This window comes from Sphingomonas sp. Leaf21, from assembly GCF_916858675.1.
Lineage (GTDB): Bacteria > Pseudomonadota > Alphaproteobacteria > Sphingomonadales > Sphingomonadaceae > Sphingomonas.
On sequence record NZ_CAKASM010000032.1, the window covers coordinates 1 to 15,994 of the forward strand.

Annotated in this window: 11 protein-coding genes; 5 read left to right on the top strand and 6 right to left on the bottom strand. The window is 59.6% G+C overall.

Annotated elements, in window-relative coordinates:
• Window positions 1–183: 183 nt before the first annotated feature.
• A complete protein-coding gene (locus LRP66_RS16745) occupies window positions 184–417 on the top strand; it encodes a hypothetical protein (RefSeq protein WP_230483739.1) in 234 nt (77 codons plus the stop codon).
• A 288-nt stretch (window positions 418–705) separates the two neighbouring features.
• Here the strand turns inward: LRP66_RS16745 and LRP66_RS16750 are convergent, their stop codons facing one another.
• From LRP66_RS16750 to LRP66_RS16760, 3 genes are all read right to left on the bottom strand, one after another.
• On the bottom strand, window positions 706–1,650 hold the full coding sequence (locus tag LRP66_RS16750) for an IS630 family transposase (RefSeq protein WP_230483740.1): 945 nt from the start codon (window positions 1,648–1,650) through the stop codon (window positions 706–708).
• 89 nt (window positions 1,651–1,739) lie between these two features.
• Window positions 1,740–4,031, bottom strand: coding sequence for a UvrD-helicase domain-containing protein (locus tag LRP66_RS16755; protein WP_230483741.1), 2,292 nt, complete (start codon window positions 4,029–4,031; stop codon window positions 1,740–1,742).
• On the bottom strand, window positions 4,028–4,891 hold the full coding sequence (locus tag LRP66_RS16760; RefSeq protein WP_230483742.1) for a hypothetical protein: 864 nt from the start codon (window positions 4,889–4,891) through the stop codon (window positions 4,028–4,030). The genes LRP66_RS16755 and LRP66_RS16760 overlap by 4 nt, the downstream gene beginning before the upstream one ends.
• 246 nt (window positions 4,892–5,137) lie before the next feature.
• Between LRP66_RS16760 and LRP66_RS16765 the strand changes: the two genes are divergently transcribed.
• A complete protein-coding gene (locus LRP66_RS16765) occupies window positions 5,138–6,919 on the top strand; it encodes an AIPR family protein (RefSeq protein WP_230483743.1) in 1,782 nt (593 codons plus the stop codon).
• A 334-nt stretch (window positions 6,920–7,253) separates the two neighbouring features.
• Window positions 7,254–7,874, top strand: a complete 621-nt coding sequence (locus tag LRP66_RS16770) for a GIY-YIG nuclease family protein (RefSeq protein WP_230483744.1) — start codon at window positions 7,254–7,256, stop codon at window positions 7,872–7,874.
• Between the two features lie 34 nt (window positions 7,875–7,908).
• On the opposite strand, the gene LRP66_RS16775 is transcribed toward LRP66_RS16770, so the two are convergent.
• From LRP66_RS16775 to LRP66_RS16785, 3 genes are all read right to left on the bottom strand, one after another.
• Window positions 7,909–8,538: a hypothetical protein gene (locus LRP66_RS16775; protein WP_230483745.1), complete on the bottom strand. Its 630-nt coding sequence runs from the start codon at window positions 8,536–8,538 to the stop codon at window positions 7,909–7,911.
• Window positions 8,539–8,626: 88 nt separating this feature from the next.
• A complete protein-coding gene (locus tag LRP66_RS16780) occupies window positions 8,627–11,497 on the bottom strand; it encodes an HsdM family class I SAM-dependent methyltransferase (protein WP_230483746.1) in 2,871 nt (956 codons plus the stop codon).
• A 49-nt stretch (window positions 11,498–11,546) separates the two neighbouring features.
• The gene (locus LRP66_RS16785; protein ID WP_230483747.1) at window positions 11,547–11,738 is read right to left on the bottom strand and encodes a hypothetical protein; all 192 of its coding nucleotides are present in this window, start codon (window positions 11,736–11,738) and stop codon (window positions 11,547–11,549) included.
• Between the two features lie 416 nt (window positions 11,739–12,154).
• Here LRP66_RS16785 and LRP66_RS16790 point away from each other — a divergent pair, with 416 nt between their 5' ends.
• Together LRP66_RS16790 and LRP66_RS16795 are read left to right on the top strand one after the other, a co-directional pair.
• The gene (locus LRP66_RS16790) at window positions 12,155–15,007 is read left to right on the top strand and encodes an SEC-C metal-binding domain-containing protein (RefSeq protein ID WP_230483748.1); all 2,853 of its coding nucleotides are present in this window, start codon (window positions 12,155–12,157) and stop codon (window positions 15,005–15,007) included.
• Window positions 14,997–15,722: a hypothetical protein gene (locus LRP66_RS16795; RefSeq protein WP_230483749.1), complete on the top strand. Its 726-nt coding sequence runs from the start codon at window positions 14,997–14,999 to the stop codon at window positions 15,720–15,722. Before LRP66_RS16790 ends, LRP66_RS16795 begins: the two co-directional genes overlap by 11 nt.
• The last annotated feature ends 272 nt before the right edge of the window (window positions 15,723–15,994 follow it).

A 15,994-nucleotide genomic window follows, 5' to 3' on the forward strand; every position in this document is an offset into this window, starting at 1 on the left:
CTGTCGCCCGTCGAGTTCGAACGGCAGCAGGCTTTGATGGCTCAAGGCGTCTAGAAAACTAGGGGCTACTCAGGGTAATGAGCTTCAACGGCGGTTGCAGGTCGATGCAACCGAACTCGCGTCGCGCCGCAGGCAACTGAAACGTGTGCTGGCCAACGCTACGACGAACAGGAGCCTACCTTGATGCCTCGAGATGTTGAACTTGAGCAGCTACGGCTGATCGACGACTTCCTCGAAGATGGTGAAAACCTTCTTGCGGATGATGCCTTTGACCCCGAACTCGAACAGGCAGTCATGGCAGTCGCAAAGTCCAAGCTGCGCCGTATCCGCGCTGCATTTGAGCGTGAAAAGGACGATACATGGGTAACGGCGCTTCGCAACACCCGTCTAATCTTCGGAAAACCAGAGGCACTCTAAAGCATGTAGCCAGTATGCTTGGCGCCCGGGAAGATTGACCGGCATGGATAATGACTGAATCGCCAGTGACAAGAACGACGCACAGGTAATCTTTCAGCCCCCTTCTTCCCGCCTAATGAATTTTGCCAATCATCCATTTTTACACGAACGACTCCCGCGCTCCAAGCAAGCTCGATGGAAACGGCGAGGTTTGGGACAAACCTGTCGTTCCAATGCCGCAGCTTGAGTTTCAGCTCTTGTCAGAAGCCGACGTTCGGCCCTTGATCAAAGTGCTAGAGCGGATTCCGATCAGTCCGGGTCATAGCCGCAGGACTTGAAGTAGTTGGCGCATTCCTGCGGCTGAAACAGGTCGACCAGCTTGCCGATGAGCGACCAAAGCCCGGACACGGTCCGCTCGCCAGCCCTGCGCAGCATGGCCTTGAGGCGGGCGAACGCCTTCTCGATCGGGTTGAAGTCAGGACTGTAGGGCGGGAGGAACATGAGGCGGGCGCCTGCGGCTTCGATGGCCTCGCGGACGCTGGCGCGCTTGTGGCTGGACAGGTTGTCCATGATGACGACGTCGCCGCATCCGAGATCGGGCACGAGGACCTGCCGGACATGGGCTTCGAACCAGTCGCCGTTGATCGGGCCGTCGAGCACCATCGGCGCGACCATGCCGGTCATACGCAGGCCAGCAACCAGCGTAGTCGTCTTGCGATGGCCGTGCGGGTAGCCCATTCGAAGCCGCTCGCCCGTCGGCAGCGGCCGTGGCTGCGGGTCATGTTGGTTGCCGTCCAGGTCTCGTCGATGAACACCAGCCGCGTAGGGTCGAGGTCGAGTTGGCCATCGAACCAAACCTCCCGCTGGCTCAGGACGTCGGCGCGATCCTGCTCGACCGCGTGCCCGGTCTTTTCTGCGCGTGATGCCGTGCCGGACGAAGAAGCGGTGCAGCGTCGAGATCGCCACCGTCACGCCAATCTGGCTCAGTTTGCGACGTAACTCATCCAGCGTGATGTCGCGTCGCGCTTCGTGCAGCGCCAGCACCGTCTCCCGATGCGCCTCGATCCGCCGCGACCGCGTGTCCCCGCCCTGCGGCTTGACTGCGTAGGCGCCCGTGCTGCGGCGCTGGTCGTGCCACCGGATCACCGTCGCGGCCGCCACCCCGAACCGCACCGCCGCAGCCCGGCAACTCATGCCCTCGTCAACCGCGGCCAGTGCCCGCGAACGCAGGTCCATCGATAACGGCTTGCCCATCCATGCCGGCCTCCATCCAGCCAACACCGTGAATCAGATCAGCGCGTTCCTGTGAATCCCCCTTCGACTCAGGTCGGCCGGAAAACGCTTTAGCTGCTGTTGCGCCTTTCAAGCGCTCCAGCGTCCAGAGCGCCTTTAAAAATGGAACTCGGGCCTCTCGCCTGAACGCCTAGAATAGCGACTTGATATCTTGCGCGCGTGACGGCGACATACAGCTTGTTGTGCGCTGCGAATGTTAGATAGGCTTTGCTTTGAGAGTGCTGACTGTCGGGTGACGGCGGCACCCTTCCATCGTCAACACCAACGAGAACAACTCCATCGAATTCTAGGCCTCCCACATAATCTGGAAGCGATAGTACGAAGCGACCGGCACTCTTTGCTCGCCTGACCACTTCTGGGTCACCGCGGTGCTTCAAGATCTCAACCGGCCGGTTTTCTTCGAGTGACCTTCTCTCAAGATCATGGAACAAGCTTTCGTCAAATACAACGATTGCAACATCCCCCTTGGTGGCGCTCATTGAGGCGCGCATATCTTCGGCCACCGACAGTGCCGAATCTAACATAGTCGCATCTGTCTGGAAATCGACGTAGTAAGGTCGTCTTGCCTTCTTTTCTTCCTCAAACGTCATATTGCTATGCGCAAGCGCCATAGGGTCTTGAAAATTTGTAAAGAGGCTCGCACCAGACGAGGTTATGCTGAATGCGAGATTCACAATGTCGGGGGAGCATCGGAAGATGCCCTTGACGTTGATGGTGGTGCTCGATGAGCGCTCGTCCGGGGATGGCATCAGCGAGGCCACGTCTATGTCGTCGGCCCAGCCTCTATCGCCGATGGCTTGGGAGCGATCCACCGCGAAGGCTATGGGGAACGACTGCTCCGATCGGGTTAGGTGATGAAAGGTCGACAACTCATTCATGTTGAAGAGATGGGTTTCATCGACAAAGATCGCGTCAAAGCCATCACGCGCGCGCCTACGACGCCAGATTGGCGTGGATAGTTGGCTTAGCGCCGATAGGACAACATCGTCCGTATCAAACTGTCCGCCAGCCACGAGTTGCTGTCGATAGTGCTCATAAACCCGCCAGACGAAGGCCTTATCTCCTTCGTTGCTAACCGGCAGCGCGGACGGAATTGGGGTTATGTTTTTGTAGGTGTCGAGGTTTTCCTTAGCTCGCCCCTTGATTACAACAGAAATCTCATGCTGGATAAGGGGAATTTTAAATTCGTCTTGTTCGCCTTCCATATACGCCTTAAAATCGGCCGACATGAATTTGGCGTACGATGCGAACTCGCCGTGAACCTGTCGCAATGCCTCGTCGACGTACATCAATTGCAGTTGCTTCGCATCATATGCGTCCGGGTCAACGAATTCCGTCTCGGAAATTTCCTGCCTTAGCAGTCCACTACAATAGCCCTGCAATGTCTCAACACGCAAACGCCGGCTTGATGCCTGTTCCCGCATAAATTCCGCTCCACCCATTGCTTGAAGAACGGTGGAGATGCTGCGCCGACTCGCTTCACTATGTGTAAAGAAAACGGCCTGATAGTCTCGACCTTCGTCGGTCGCCTGTCGCATGGAATGGATCGCGGCAAGCGACAAAGACGCTGTTTTTCCGGTTCCAGCCGGTCCATCAATCCGGACAGGATGCAGCAGAGGCTCCAAGATAAACTTCTTCTGATCCTCAGTGATTAAGCGCAGCCAAGTCTCGTAGCCCTGATGAATGTCAACCTTGGAGGTCAGCGTTCCGAGAGAGGTGCTTGAAAAATTTGTTTCCCACGCGGGCGCCAGTTCACCTTGCGATGCCTTAAGGCTAGTACCGAGCCCATCAAGGTCTTCTAGAAACTTACGAAAAGTCGCTACGCTGGCCGTTTCCTGCGGCCCATCCCCCTCATCGGTTCCGATCTTGTAGACCAGAAGGTAGCGGCCGGACTTACTGCGCTTCGCCAGTCTTTCCAAGTCTGGGTTCAAATCAAGGGCGATCCGCACTCCCGTCTTTTGGCTTAACGGATATGGAAACACCGCCGCCGTTGTCGCGCTCAGAACCTTCTCCGCGGGGGTTAAAACACCCTTGCCCCAAAATTTGACGGCAAATCGAAGAACTCGCTGGAGGTAGAGGATGGCTTGATTGTTCGTGACACCAGAGAAAATGTGGCTTTGGTCTAGGTCGAACACTACATAGCGCTGCTCAGAAGAATCCTTCCCGTAGGCAATCACGCCGTGCTTGGTCTTTGATGTCGAGACCCTCGGCCCAAGATCGTCGATAGACCCGGACCGAAGGTGAAGCGCAAGTCGGTTACCTTCTGGAAAGTCATTTGACTGAAGGACGCGTTCCGCAATTATGTCCTCCGCGGCGTCCCGTCTAATGGCGAGGAACGTCATGAGGCATCTCCAAGGTTGAAAGGCACGATAGCACGCAACGACTTCATCCGGTCGGTAGAGAAATCGGTAACACCGATCCTGGCATACAGGCTCGTAAAACGCTGCATTAAAAGCTCGATAAAGGGAGATTTTACTATGCCGACGGGCATCGCATACTGTTCTTCAGTAGAAATATTTAGTTTGTCGGCATATCTTGGCTGATCTTGGCAAAGTTGTGCAAATCGCTGGAAGTCAATGCCAGATTTCAATTCGCTTGCCAGCGCGACAGGAATATACCGGATCTCACGGAACAGTGCTATGTAGCCCTCACATTCTTCGCCAGGCTCAGAACGATCGATAAAGTGGTAATCCGAAACGCCGTTTGAGAGTAGTTCCTGTAGCATCCTATGGTATTCTTTTGGCTGGGCGTCGAACAAGTCCGCTGCAGGCTTTGCACCCGGCGCGACTTCAAGTGCAGCCTCAGCCGCATGCTTCTGCGTCTCTGCATCGACGTAGCGTTTGGCCGCGCTCCGCTCCACCTTCTGCGTCAGGCCCGAAAGATGCGCACGCACTATCTGCGGGGACATCGTGTCGAGCACGGAATCGACCAGCCCAGCCTCACGTAACGCCGATCTCATCGCCCCCCGGCTTGCGGCAAGGACGCGCGATGCCAAAAGCCTGAGTCCGTCGCGGAATAGCCACGCCCTGAAGCTTATCAACGGCACATAGCTAATTACCGGAGTCTTGCCGTGCGCAACGTCGCAACGGGCAGTGATCACCAGCCCACGAGCAGCCACGTCGGGATAGTCCTCAGATGCCGCACAAGTGAAGATGGCACCTTGCGTTAACTCCGCCGTCGGCGGGTAGCCAATCATGTCCACGTTGCCGTCGTTCCCCGTTGCCGCGTAGCTGGCTGCAGCTTAGCGGGCGCCACGCGCTGCTCAAAGCCTAACGTTAAGATCAACGCGGAAATAATGAATGTTTCTGTCCAACATAAGCCGGCTAAGCCCCTAACGACCGAGATTGAGGCGTCTTCCTGACGAACGGATGCCGCTGGCAGCCCCTGTCAGAATCAGACGCTCGCGGCAGTTAAGCTGAATGGCCGACTTTGGTCGACAAGGGCCGGCATGACTGGCTGTCTGGCGACTTTCGGCATCGACTGTAGCAGCGGCTGCCGCGCCATTGCGGCGAAAAGGTTGAAAGAGGCGGGGCAACAGGGCAAAAGGCACTGCATGGCAACACTTCTTGACTGGGGGAATGTAGATGCGGCCGCGGCCCAGATTGAAAAGACCCTCAATCTCGAAACCCGGCGGGAAGCATTCTCCCTTCTGTGCGTGACATCGCTCCTACGCATCGACTTCGATGAGGCAAGGGGCTCGATCACCGATGGAGGAGAGGATAGGGGTGTTGACGCGGTCTATCTCGACGAGCGTTTTGGGCGCCGTGTAATTCATCTCTTTCAGTTCAAGTGTCACAGCAAATTTAACGGTAGCAATCGCAACTTCCCGTCGACCGAGATTGACAAGCTTCTTGCCTTCATCGGAGATTGCTTCGGACAGGTCGATGGATTTATCGACACATGTAATCCGCTGCTGCGACAGAAGGTGCTGGACATCTGGGACTTCGTTAGCTCGGGGGCGTGCGAGGTCGAAATCCACCTTTGCTCGAATGGGGAGCGACTCATCCCGGACCATAAGGCTCGCTTTGAATCATCGCTTTCCCGGTTCAAGTTCTTCCAGCTTCACGAAGCTGATCTCGATTCCCTGTCTGACACGGTCTCGCGCCGGACAGCAACAGAACGGGAAATCCACCTCCGGATTGTGGAGGAACAGGTATATGAGCGCACGGACGGCAACGTGCGGGCAGTCATTGGTACGGTCTGCGGCGACGAGTTTATCGCGGCGTTGACGGATCCCACGAAGACGACGCAGCTCGACCCTGATTTGTTTGAAGAGAACGTCCGTGTCTATCTAGGTGAACAGAACGATATCAACCGTCGAATCTATGATACCGCCGTGTCCAACGAGGCTGGCATGTTCTGGTATTTCAACAACGGAATTACCATAGTTTGCGAACGGTTCAGTTATCAGCCCGGCTTCAAGAATGCTCCATTGCGACTCTTGAATCCTCAGGTGGTGAATGGCGGACAGACTTCCCATGCGCTCTTCCAAGCATCGCGAACCAGCTTTGCTTCCGTGCAGCGCGTTCGGCTTCTTGTCCGTATAATCGAGACGCAGGACAAGAGCCTCTATGCGAAGGTCGCTGAGGCAACGAACAGCCAGACCCCAATACGAAGCCGCGACCTGAGATCGAACGACCCCGTACTTGTCCGCCTCGAGGCATCGCTCCGAAATCACGAGTGGTTTCTGGATCGAAAGCGCGACCAGCATTCCAAGATTGGCGAAAACAGGCGCATAGATGCGCTGAAACTCGGACAGATTTGGCTAGCCTATGTTCGCGCTGAACCCGATAAGGCTAAGACGGCTTCAGATCGCATATTCGGAGAGTATTTCCCGCTGGTCTTCGATCCCGCGGAGATGGATGCGAAGCGGGTGATAGCGGTGTGGACACTCTATGCCGAGATTGAGAAGCATCGCCGCGCCAAGTTGCAGGAGGCGCGCAGGGCATCGAAGCTGGTTGCGGAGCAGGAAATTGAGTCCGCATGGATCGTAGAAGGCTTGTATCACCTGGCCTTTGCGGTCAGGAAACTCGCCGACCGCGCCAACGTCGACATCTTCGATTTCGATCAAGTCAGCCCTTTGATCCCTGAGGCGGAGCGGCGGTTGTCCGAGTTCGTCAAGGACCGTCCGAACATATCGACCTACCGCCTCTTCAGAAATGCGGCCACAAAACAGAATCTATTTCGGGCCTCGCTCAACGAGCAGCCCCAGCAATTAAGCCTTCTCTAGTCTGCTAGCCGTGTCTATTTTTGGTCACGCTGACCATTAGCAGACCGTACCTTCAGCGTCATTCTGTGACAGGTTTCAGCGCAAACTGCCATTCAGTGGAAAACTGGGAATGACCTGAACTGGTCGACTGCTGCCGGGAGCCCCATAGTCGTTTCGTGGGACAGACCCGTCGTTCCCATGCAGCAGGTTGAGCGTCAGCTCTTGTCAGAAGCCGACGTTCAGCGCTTGTGCGCGCGGCGTGGCGGTACGACTAAAGCTGGGCCAATAAGCGACCGCCCGGTTTGGAGCCGGGGCGGTTCATCCCGACAGCGCGCGGACTGAAAGTGCAAGAGCTATGGCTGTATACTTCATCTACCAATTGAGCGCTGGCGAGCCCTTGCTGAAAATTGGACGCGCCAAGGACATTTATCGGCGCCGCGACGCGCTGCAGACCGGCAATCCGCATACGCTGGTGCTGGTCGGGTGGATCCAGTCCGATGCAGACGGCCTCCTTGAGGCAGAGTTGCACCGCAAGCATCACGCGCGCCGCGTCGCAGGCGAATGGTTCCGTCTCGAGCCAACCGAAATCTTGGAGGATCTCATGCGCGCCGGCAGCGATGGCTTCGTCGCGCGACATGCCGACGCATTCGAAATAATCGGCCATGATCGTGACGCCGTTCCCGAATATCTTGGCGTCTGGGAATGGGGGGACCTCGAACTCGATGAATGCTGTCCATTATGTGGCGCCATGTGCGGGATGCATTTCCAGGAGGCGTCCCAAGCCTATCACTGCATCAGTTGCGGGCGTCTGAGCGACTTCTCCGATCAGACGCCAGACTTCGACACTGAAGAGGAATATCGCACCTGGCTGGCGGACAATCCTCCGCCTTTCCCCCCAGGAATAAATCGGTTTGCGATTCTGGGCGGCGCACCGGATTATCCCGAGCATCTTCGCCGGAACGGACGTCTGCGCTAGTCCGTCAGCGCCGATCTGAGATCCGTGATCGCATCTACATCTCGATCCAAAGATGATCGATTTGGATCGGTTTGAGGTTGGCGCGCCGGTTATGGCGCGATCGCAATGCTGCCGTGCGCCGCTTGCCGTCATGGGCGATCATTGCAAGCTTGTCGGCGGCCGACCAGTTCTCGGTCGCATCCTTGACAATGCCGTCGATCCAGCTGGCGATTTCCGCTTGCCAATGGCCGATGTCGTGGGTCTGGACATAGCCTATCATCGCGGCCTGTTCATGACGCGCACCGTGATGTCCGGCCTTGAAACGCTGCACGCCGCCGGTGGAGCTGAATCGGCTGATCAGATATTCGCGCTCGTCACGATCGCTGGCCGATGGCGTCGGCAATCGCTTGCATTCGATCGGAAGCAAGGTGCGGTATTCGGTATATTCGCGTCCCTTTATCCAGATCACTTCACCGCTCGGCGCAACGGCGAGGTCGATTGCGCGCCGCCCGTCCGCCTCGTCCGGTTCCTCCCTTCGGAATTGCAGAAAGTCCCAGCCCGGTGCATGCCGCGAAGCGCTGTTGAGGCGCGCGCACAGCTGCGCCGTAAGTTTCGTTTCACCCGTTGCTGCCTCGCGAAACGGGTCGTCGCGCCAGTCCGGAAGGACGCCGCCGATGAATGTCACCAGTGCGCCAAGCCACTCGCCGGGAAAATGGATGCCAGTTCCGAGTGACCCTGCCCGAGCAACGCTTTCCCCGCCATCCGCCAACATCTCAGAAGCCCTGCGCGCGCAAATCGGCGAGGATGTCGTCGGCATCGCGCAACGCGACCGAGCGTGTCCAGAAACGATGTCGATCAGGCTTCAGCAGGAAGACGAAACCCTGATCGTAAAGACGGGTGATCCGGGTGATCGTGAGGCCGGACCCGCGGCGTTCGTATAAAAGGCCGTCAAGCTTATGCCGTAGCGCTTCGGCATCTGCCCAGTCGACCTGTCCATCACCGAAGACATAAGCCCGGCAAATCGCGCCGGACCAGTGATAGGATGGCAACGCCCGCAAGGGGTTGCGGCCGTAAACAGCGTTGATCTGCTCGAGGAGCGTGCTGTCGAATTGCTCGAGCGCATCGGCCGGCGCGCTGTGCATGAGCTTGGCGCGCGTTCCCAGTCGAATGAAATCGCGCTGAAAGGCGACGATATCGTCGGTCAGAATCCGTTCGTTGGCGCTCAGGTCGAGGTTGCCGTCCTCAGGGAAGGGGAGCGCAAAAATATCGGCATTGAAGACGGCCGTTGCCCGCTGTGTGAAGAGCCGGGTACTGATACCGGCGACATAAGCCTTAAGCGCGACATGCTCTTGGTCGAGCCACTCGGCGACCGATGTGAGCCGCGCGACGTCGCCAGGCGCGGAAAAACCGACAATCTCATTCTTGAAGGTGAGATAGCCGTCCTGCCAGAGGTCGCTGTGAAGGTCCTGATGTTCCTTGATCAGCAAGAGGGGCGGCTGAAAACGGCGGCTGGTCTTCGGATCCTTGATTGGCGCGTTCGGAACGACCGTGATCCGATCCGCCTCGATACCATCCGGGCCAAGTGCATCGGTCGGAAGAAGCGGTCGGCCGATTAGGTGGTCGATATTGCTCGACGCATTTTTTTGACCGCCGAGATAGCCCTCGCCAGCATCCCACCCATGCTGCGATGCGTATTGCTCGAGGGTCGGAAACTGCCGCAGTCGCTCGATGAAATCCAGAACCCGGCTTCCGCCGAGCAGATTGGCTCGCCAGATATCACGTGATGCGACGGCGACCGCGTTGGCGAACCAATGCATGTCATAGTAGTCGATGTCGAAGCCCTGCTCGGCGCTGGCCCGGCCATTGCGCCGAAATACGGCATGGAGCAGACGGCCGTCCGGGCTGGGCTGGGCCGCTTCCGCAAGGATGACCACGACCTTGGGATCCGCGTCGCCCTTCTTGAAAAGGCCGCGCACGGACACGAAATCGAGCACCTCGCGCACCGTCCAACGGCCGAAAAAGGCTTGCCGGAACGTGAGGGCGTGCTGGTTGTACAGGAAGCCGGACGGCTCGATCATGGCGAGCACTCCGCCGGGGGCGAGCAGCTCCATCGCTTCGTGCAGGAACAGATAGGCAAGCTGGTTGTCGGCCAGACTGCCATGCGCCTTTTTGTAAGCGGCATAGCAACGTTTCGCGCCATCGGTCGTCAGCTTGGACTCGAATGGCGGATTGCCCACCACCACCGCGACCGGCGCCGTGACCAGTCCACGCGCCTTCGCTTCGAAGAAGCAGCTTCCGTGAAGCGTATGGTCACCCAGCGGCGGGAAGAGCTTGACGCTGGACCGGATATCCTCCGGTTCGAGCGCATCGCACAAGCTAAGGCAAAGGCTGAACGCAGCGAGCTCGACCGCGCCTTCCTCAAGATCGATGCCATGGACGCGCTGCAGGAGCGGACGAAGCTCGTCAACGCCGGGACGCGCCCAGCCATTGCGCCACCGCCAGTGGAGCACCAGCCGCTTATAGGCTTCCACAAGAAACACCCCCGACCCGCACGCCGGATCGAGGATTACGCCGTCTCCCTCCATGAGCGCGTCGATCCGCTTCCAGCTGAGGGCCTCCTCGAGGATCAGCCGGACCAAAGCGGGCGGCGTGTAGATCGAACTCGCTGCGTCCTTAACGAACAGCTGGTAGATATTGCTGATCAGCTCGACCGGCAGATCGCGGAACGAGTAGAGCCGCCACAGGCTAAGCTGCCCAGACGAATCCTCATATCCTTCGACAAGCCGTGCATAGCTGGCCAAGCCCTCGCTTGCAGTCAGAGCCGCCCGCTCGGAATCCTTCAACCGGAAGACATGGCCATTGAAGCGCTCCTCGAGCGCTTCCAGCAGTGTCACCAGCGCCGGACCATTTCCCAACACCTGGAAAAACTGCGTCGCACCGGGCAGGGCGCGATCGAAGTCGTCGGGCAACAGCACGGAGCGTTCTTCCAGATAGGCGATCAGCAGCGACAGTATGAGAAGCCGCCGCTGCAGGCCTGCGTCTAGCAGCTTGCGCTCGCTCATCTGCTTTGCGAGCCCGCGCACTTCCTCGACAAGCTTGCGATGCGCGGACTTCTTCGCCGACAGCATCAGCCGGCAGGCATCGGGATCGTCCCAGATCGCCCCGTTGCGGATGCGGCTCGCATCCCACCACACGTCTTGGGCGGCGATCTCCGCGCCGATCGTCAAGGTCCGGATCGGCCGGCAGACAGGCGTGCCGTCCGGCCCGAGAAAGTCGGGCTCGTGCGCGCACCGGAATAGCTGAACGCGGCCGGGCCCGGCCCGATAGACGATGGGAACGCCACCCCAGCTCCACAAGCGCTTGTGGAGTTCCGCAAACTGCCCATCATCGCCATGATCGATTATGTCGAAGATCAGCGCCTGCGCTACCGGTGCACGGCCATGGCGTCCGGCTTCAAAGAAGACAGCGCGCGCGCCATAGGCCGCCGCCTTCTCGACCACGGCGACCTCTTCGGGCGAGCGCCCGTCAGGTGCGTAGTCCGCAATGGCAACCAGGCCGTCGACGACGGGGAGATCGCCACCGCCGCCGATGGCAAATAGCCATTCTGCGCCGACGAAACTGGCGCCCGGGCTGTGAAGCGTCATCGCCGGCTCCTCAATGAAGATACGGCCGGCCGCCAAGGCTGACGTCGGATCACTTCTGCCGCTTTTTCTTCGAGAGCGCGTAGCCTTCCTTGAGGAGGTCGGTCATACTTAGGCCTTGAGACGCAGCAAAGCCTTTGAATTCGCGCTTGAATTCCTCGGTAACCTTGAAGTTTAGCGTCTTTCCCTTGTCGTTGTCGGACCCGGATTCCTGCTCGGTTGTTTCGGTCTGCCGGCTGGCCATGGCGAGGATCCTCAAACGGCGACCGCCCCAAGGTCGCAACGCCAAAGGCAGAAATACAGATTTCCGACTCTCTGGCAAGACCGAAAGCCAGAGTGTCAGAATATTGGAAAGCCAGAAATAATGAAATCTGGGTCATGTTCCCTTCCGTTGCAGCGAATGACAGAGCTTCGCACCGGAACATATAGAGAACATTGGCAATTGACGCTAGTTTGCGTCACCGCGCGTGCATCCCACGCCGCGCGCAGCGGAGATAGAGCCACGGTGCCCGCGCAAGCGGTCAGCTGCCAGCCTCGTCGGCCGCACCACTCCCGAAATCATGATCTCGATCATCCTCTCCTTGAGAGGATCGCCATGATAGATATCAGAGGAGGTCGATCCAGGGAGCTAGACAGAAGATTCGGGGGGAGCAGTGGCCAATGGACGGGGAAGAGGCAAAGGTCATCGACGCGCGACAGCTGGTTCGCATTGAGGCTGTGCATCGCGGTTTCCTATATCAGCACGTCTACGCGTCGATATGCCTGCTGATGGCGGGCGGCGCCGGGGTCGAGCGGATCATCGTCGAGCACGACGAGGACGTTGAGGTCGTCCTGCCCGGTCGGCATATCTATGTTCAGATCAAGACGCGCCAGGATGATCTGGCGAGCGGCGACATCAGCGGAGCGCTCGACCGGTTCGCCGAGATCCGCAAGGCGCACGCGGATGGCGACCGAGCCGGCGAGGCCTCCTTCGTCATCGCGTCGAACGCGGCGCCCAATGGGCGGCTGAAGGAGAAGCTGGCGGCCGACGATTGGCCAAAGGATGTGACGCTGCATTGGCCAGGGGGTCCGAAGCCCGAGGATCCTTGCCTCCCGGTGCCGCCAGCAAGCGTCCCTGATGCAATCGCGGGCTGCTCGGCTCTTGCAGCGGGCCTCCCGCTTGGGTTGCTGCGCCCGGACACCTTGACCTGGAAGCTGGCGAGCATGGTCATGTACGCGTCCGCAGGCGCTCCTCCGCGGACGGATCATGACTTTGCGCGGGAGGAACTTCCCGACCTGTTCGAGCAGCTCGCCGTCCAGATGCAGGAGCTTCCTACCCCGCCCGCGCCCTATCGGGCACAGATCAACGAGCCTGCCCTGCTGGGCGATGATAAGGTCCGGATCGTCTCGGGCCTATCAGGTGCGGGCAAGACCGCCTGGGTCGCCGAGGCGGTGGTCCACGCGCCGCTTCTGGTCACCTATCTCGACGTGGTCGACATGCCAGGCGCGGCGCTGGCAACGGCCGTTGCACGCGAGGTCGCGGGCAAGATGTTCGGACGAGCGAGCGGGAAGCTTGGCGAGATATTCCTGCCCGGCGCCATCGGCCTCGACATGCTGGGGGCGCTCAGCGTCAAGCTCGGCGAAGAGGCGATGGCGGCGCATGTGGTGATCGACAATGCGCACCGCGTCCCGCCGAGTGATCTCGAGGCCATCGCAGCGCGCGCACCGAATCTGCGCATCCTGTTGCTGTGCCAGCCGGGCGCGGCGGTGACCGAACTCGAAGCAAAGCTCGGCATCAAGGCGGAAACGCTGAACGGCTGGGATGAGGACACGATTGCCGCGGCACTGCACGATACCGGATGCCAGGCCGATTTCGCCGATTGCGAGCGGCTGTCACGGCTGACGGGTGGCTTGCCATTCTACGTCATCAACGCTGCAGTCGTGGCGGCGCGCGAATATGGCGGGGCCATCCGGGGTTTCTGTGCCGATGTCGAAGCGCAAACCCATATCGTCGAGACCGCGCAGGAGGTCATTTTGAAGCGCGCGTTCGAGTCCCTTTCGGCGGAGGATCGCGAGACTGTTGGTGTGCTCAGTGTGGCGGATGTCCCGCTTTCGCGGGACGAGGCGATGAACCTGCTGATGGGTGCCAGCGGCCTCGACACGAAGACGGCTGCGCTGAGGCTGAAGGCCCTGCCCGCGACCGGCGCGATGGAGATGTTCGGCAATAGCGGCTTGAAGATCCACGACGCGATCCGCGTCCTTGCGGCGGCGGACCTCGGTGCCCGCGGCAACGAGGTGGAGGAAAAGGCCAAGAGCGCGCTACTCCGGGTTATGATCACGTCGATCCGCGAGGATTGGTCCATCGCGAAGCTCGGTCTCCTGATCCGGCTGTTCGGACAGGTGGGCGATGCCCGGATCCTCGTGGAATTCGCGACCGACGAGCTGTTTCACGAGATGGGCGTTTGGCCGGAGATCGAGCCCTACCTGCTGGCGATCGCAGCCAGTGAGGAGGCCGACCCCGAAACGCGGCTATGGGCGCTCGACGGCCTCGCCTTCAACGATCTGCGTGATGGGGAAGCCGAGCCGGCGCTCGAACGAACCAATGCGATGCGTGCGCTGCTCGAGGCCCATGAACTGGGCGACGATGAATGGCTCGCCTGTGGCATGAAGCGCATGCTCGCATTTTCGCGGCTGGGCGATGCCGACGGTGTGAAGGCTATGTCCGACGAGGTGGAGAAGCGCCTGCCGGACAAGTCCGAGCATCGCCGCGTGTTTCGCTACAATCGCGCCTGGGCATTGTTCAAGCTGGACCAGCGTGAAGCTGCTGCCGAGGAGGCAACAGCGCTGGTCGAGGAATATTATGGGGTACTCGGCCTGACGCCAGGCGACGTATTCGGACGCAATGCGCCGGAGCTTCGGCCGTTGTTGCCGAAGGACAAGGACGTCACCGATACCGTTAAGCACCTCGCAGATACCCTCGATCTGCTGGCTCAATCGGTCGGACAGTTCAGCCAGCGGTCGGCCATGACCCGCATCCACGCGATGAAGTTCTACGAGCTGGCTCAGGCCTACAATTCGCTCGTGCGCGTAGGTCAGGATTTGGTGGACGAATTCGTCTGGGTTCACGACTTCACCGGGGCACGGGAAATCCTCGAGAAGAATGTTTTTCCATTCATCCAAGCGATCGGGTTGGTGTCCTGGGTGCTTCCCGTTCGCGCGCTCTATGCTGTGGTGCTGGCTTATTGCGGCGACCATGGCGCTGCAGCGGCCGAGGTTGCGCGGTTACGCCCCTATGAAGAAGCGATGCCGCTGGGACATCGCGATGCTTTCCAGAACCAGAAGAAAATGATCGAGGATCTGCGTCTCCATGGCGGTCCACCCCAGCGCCGTGTGGAGATACCGGCGCCCCTGCAGGCCCTATTCGATCAGCGGCGGGGCGCCCCGCGCGCTGTCGAGCCGCGCCGGAAGATCGGCCGCAATGAGCGCTGCCCCTGCGGGTCCGGCAAGAAGTACAAGCAATGCCATGGCCGCTGATCGGAAACGCCCCGGCAGCGACGCGATGGATCAGCATGGCTTCATCGCCAGCGTCTTCGAGGCCGCCGGCGGAGAGCACGTCGATGCACTTGTGCCTGCGGGCTACACGGGCAAGCGCGCGGATATCCTGTTCCGGACCGATGGCATCATTGCCGAGATCAAGTCTCTGACCAGCGATCGGCGCAACGATCCCAAGGTCGGTGAAAAACTGGGCGAAATGCTCGCGCGTGATCCAGAAGGCCCGGTGATTTTCGGCGAGGTCACCATCGGCCTGCATGACCTGCCCGGTCATCTGGCAGAGCGCGCGCTCCGCGAGGTGGGCGACCGGGTCCGAAAGGAGGTGTCGTCGGCCGGAAAGCAAATTGAGGCGACCCGGACGATCCTCGACATGCCTGAGGCCTATGGTTTGCTCGTGTTCGTCAGCCCTCCGGACAGGATCGGGCATCAGTCGATCGCGTGGTTGGTCAACGATATCGTCCGCCAGTCCGCGGATCGGTGCAAGCTCGATGGATTGCTCGTCATGGAGACCGCGCTCGGCCTCGGTGATCCGGAGGGGATCAACGCCAACAGCTTCTCATCGGTCTGGTCGATATCGGGCCGTCCCCTGCCCGAAAATTTCGGCAACCACCTGGGCAAGGCCTGGGAGCAAATGACCAGTCAGCCGGCACGAACCGCGGAGGTCGGGACTTTCACCCGACTGGGGTCGGCAGAATAAGGAGCAGGACCGGCGGGCGGAAATGCGTTCCGATCCACAATTTGATGATCCGGATGCAGCGGGTCAGAGGGAACATCGATATCAGGAAAAGCCGGACACGTGGCGGGCGTCTAGCTGTCATATTGGCCGCTGTCCCACGGCGCGAAGAACGCTGCCGGGTTGTGCCTCGACGGCCTAGGGAGCGTCTTCATTCTCCGGCGTGCGGGGCACCTCAATCAGATCGTCCGGGAAGCTGCGATCGCGAAAAGCGAGCACATCGTCATCCCTGTCGT

Excerpts from the sequence above, each read along its gene's own strand:
- LRP66_RS16795 (WP_230483749.1), top strand. The coding sequence starts at position 14,997 with ATGGCCGCTGATCGGAAACGCCCCGGCAGCGACGCGATGGATCAGCAT.
- LRP66_RS16785 (WP_230483747.1), bottom strand. The coding sequence starts at position 11,738 with ATGGCCAGCCGGCAGACCGAAACAACCGAGCAGGAATCCGGGTCCGAC.
- LRP66_RS16755 (WP_230483741.1), bottom strand. The coding sequence starts at position 4,031 with ATGACGTTCCTCGCCATTAGACGGGACGCCGCGGAGGACATAATTGCG.
- LRP66_RS16750 (WP_230483740.1), bottom strand. The coding sequence starts at position 1,650 with ATGGGCAAGCCGTTATCGATGGACCTGCGTTCGCGGGCACTGGCCGCG.
- LRP66_RS16745 (WP_230483739.1), top strand. The coding sequence starts at position 184 with ATGCCTCGAGATGTTGAACTTGAGCAGCTACGGCTGATCGACGACTTC.
- LRP66_RS16780 (WP_230483746.1), bottom strand. The coding sequence starts at position 11,497 with ATGACGCTTCACAGCCCGGGCGCCAGTTTCGTCGGCGCAGAATGGCTA.
- LRP66_RS16770 (WP_230483744.1), top strand. The coding sequence starts at position 7,254 with ATGGCTGTATACTTCATCTACCAATTGAGCGCTGGCGAGCCCTTGCTG.
- LRP66_RS16765 (WP_230483743.1), top strand. The coding sequence starts at position 5,138 with ATGACTGGCTGTCTGGCGACTTTCGGCATCGACTGTAGCAGCGGCTGC.
- LRP66_RS16790 (WP_230483748.1), top strand. The coding sequence starts at position 12,155 with ATGGACGGGGAAGAGGCAAAGGTCATCGACGCGCGACAGCTGGTTCGC.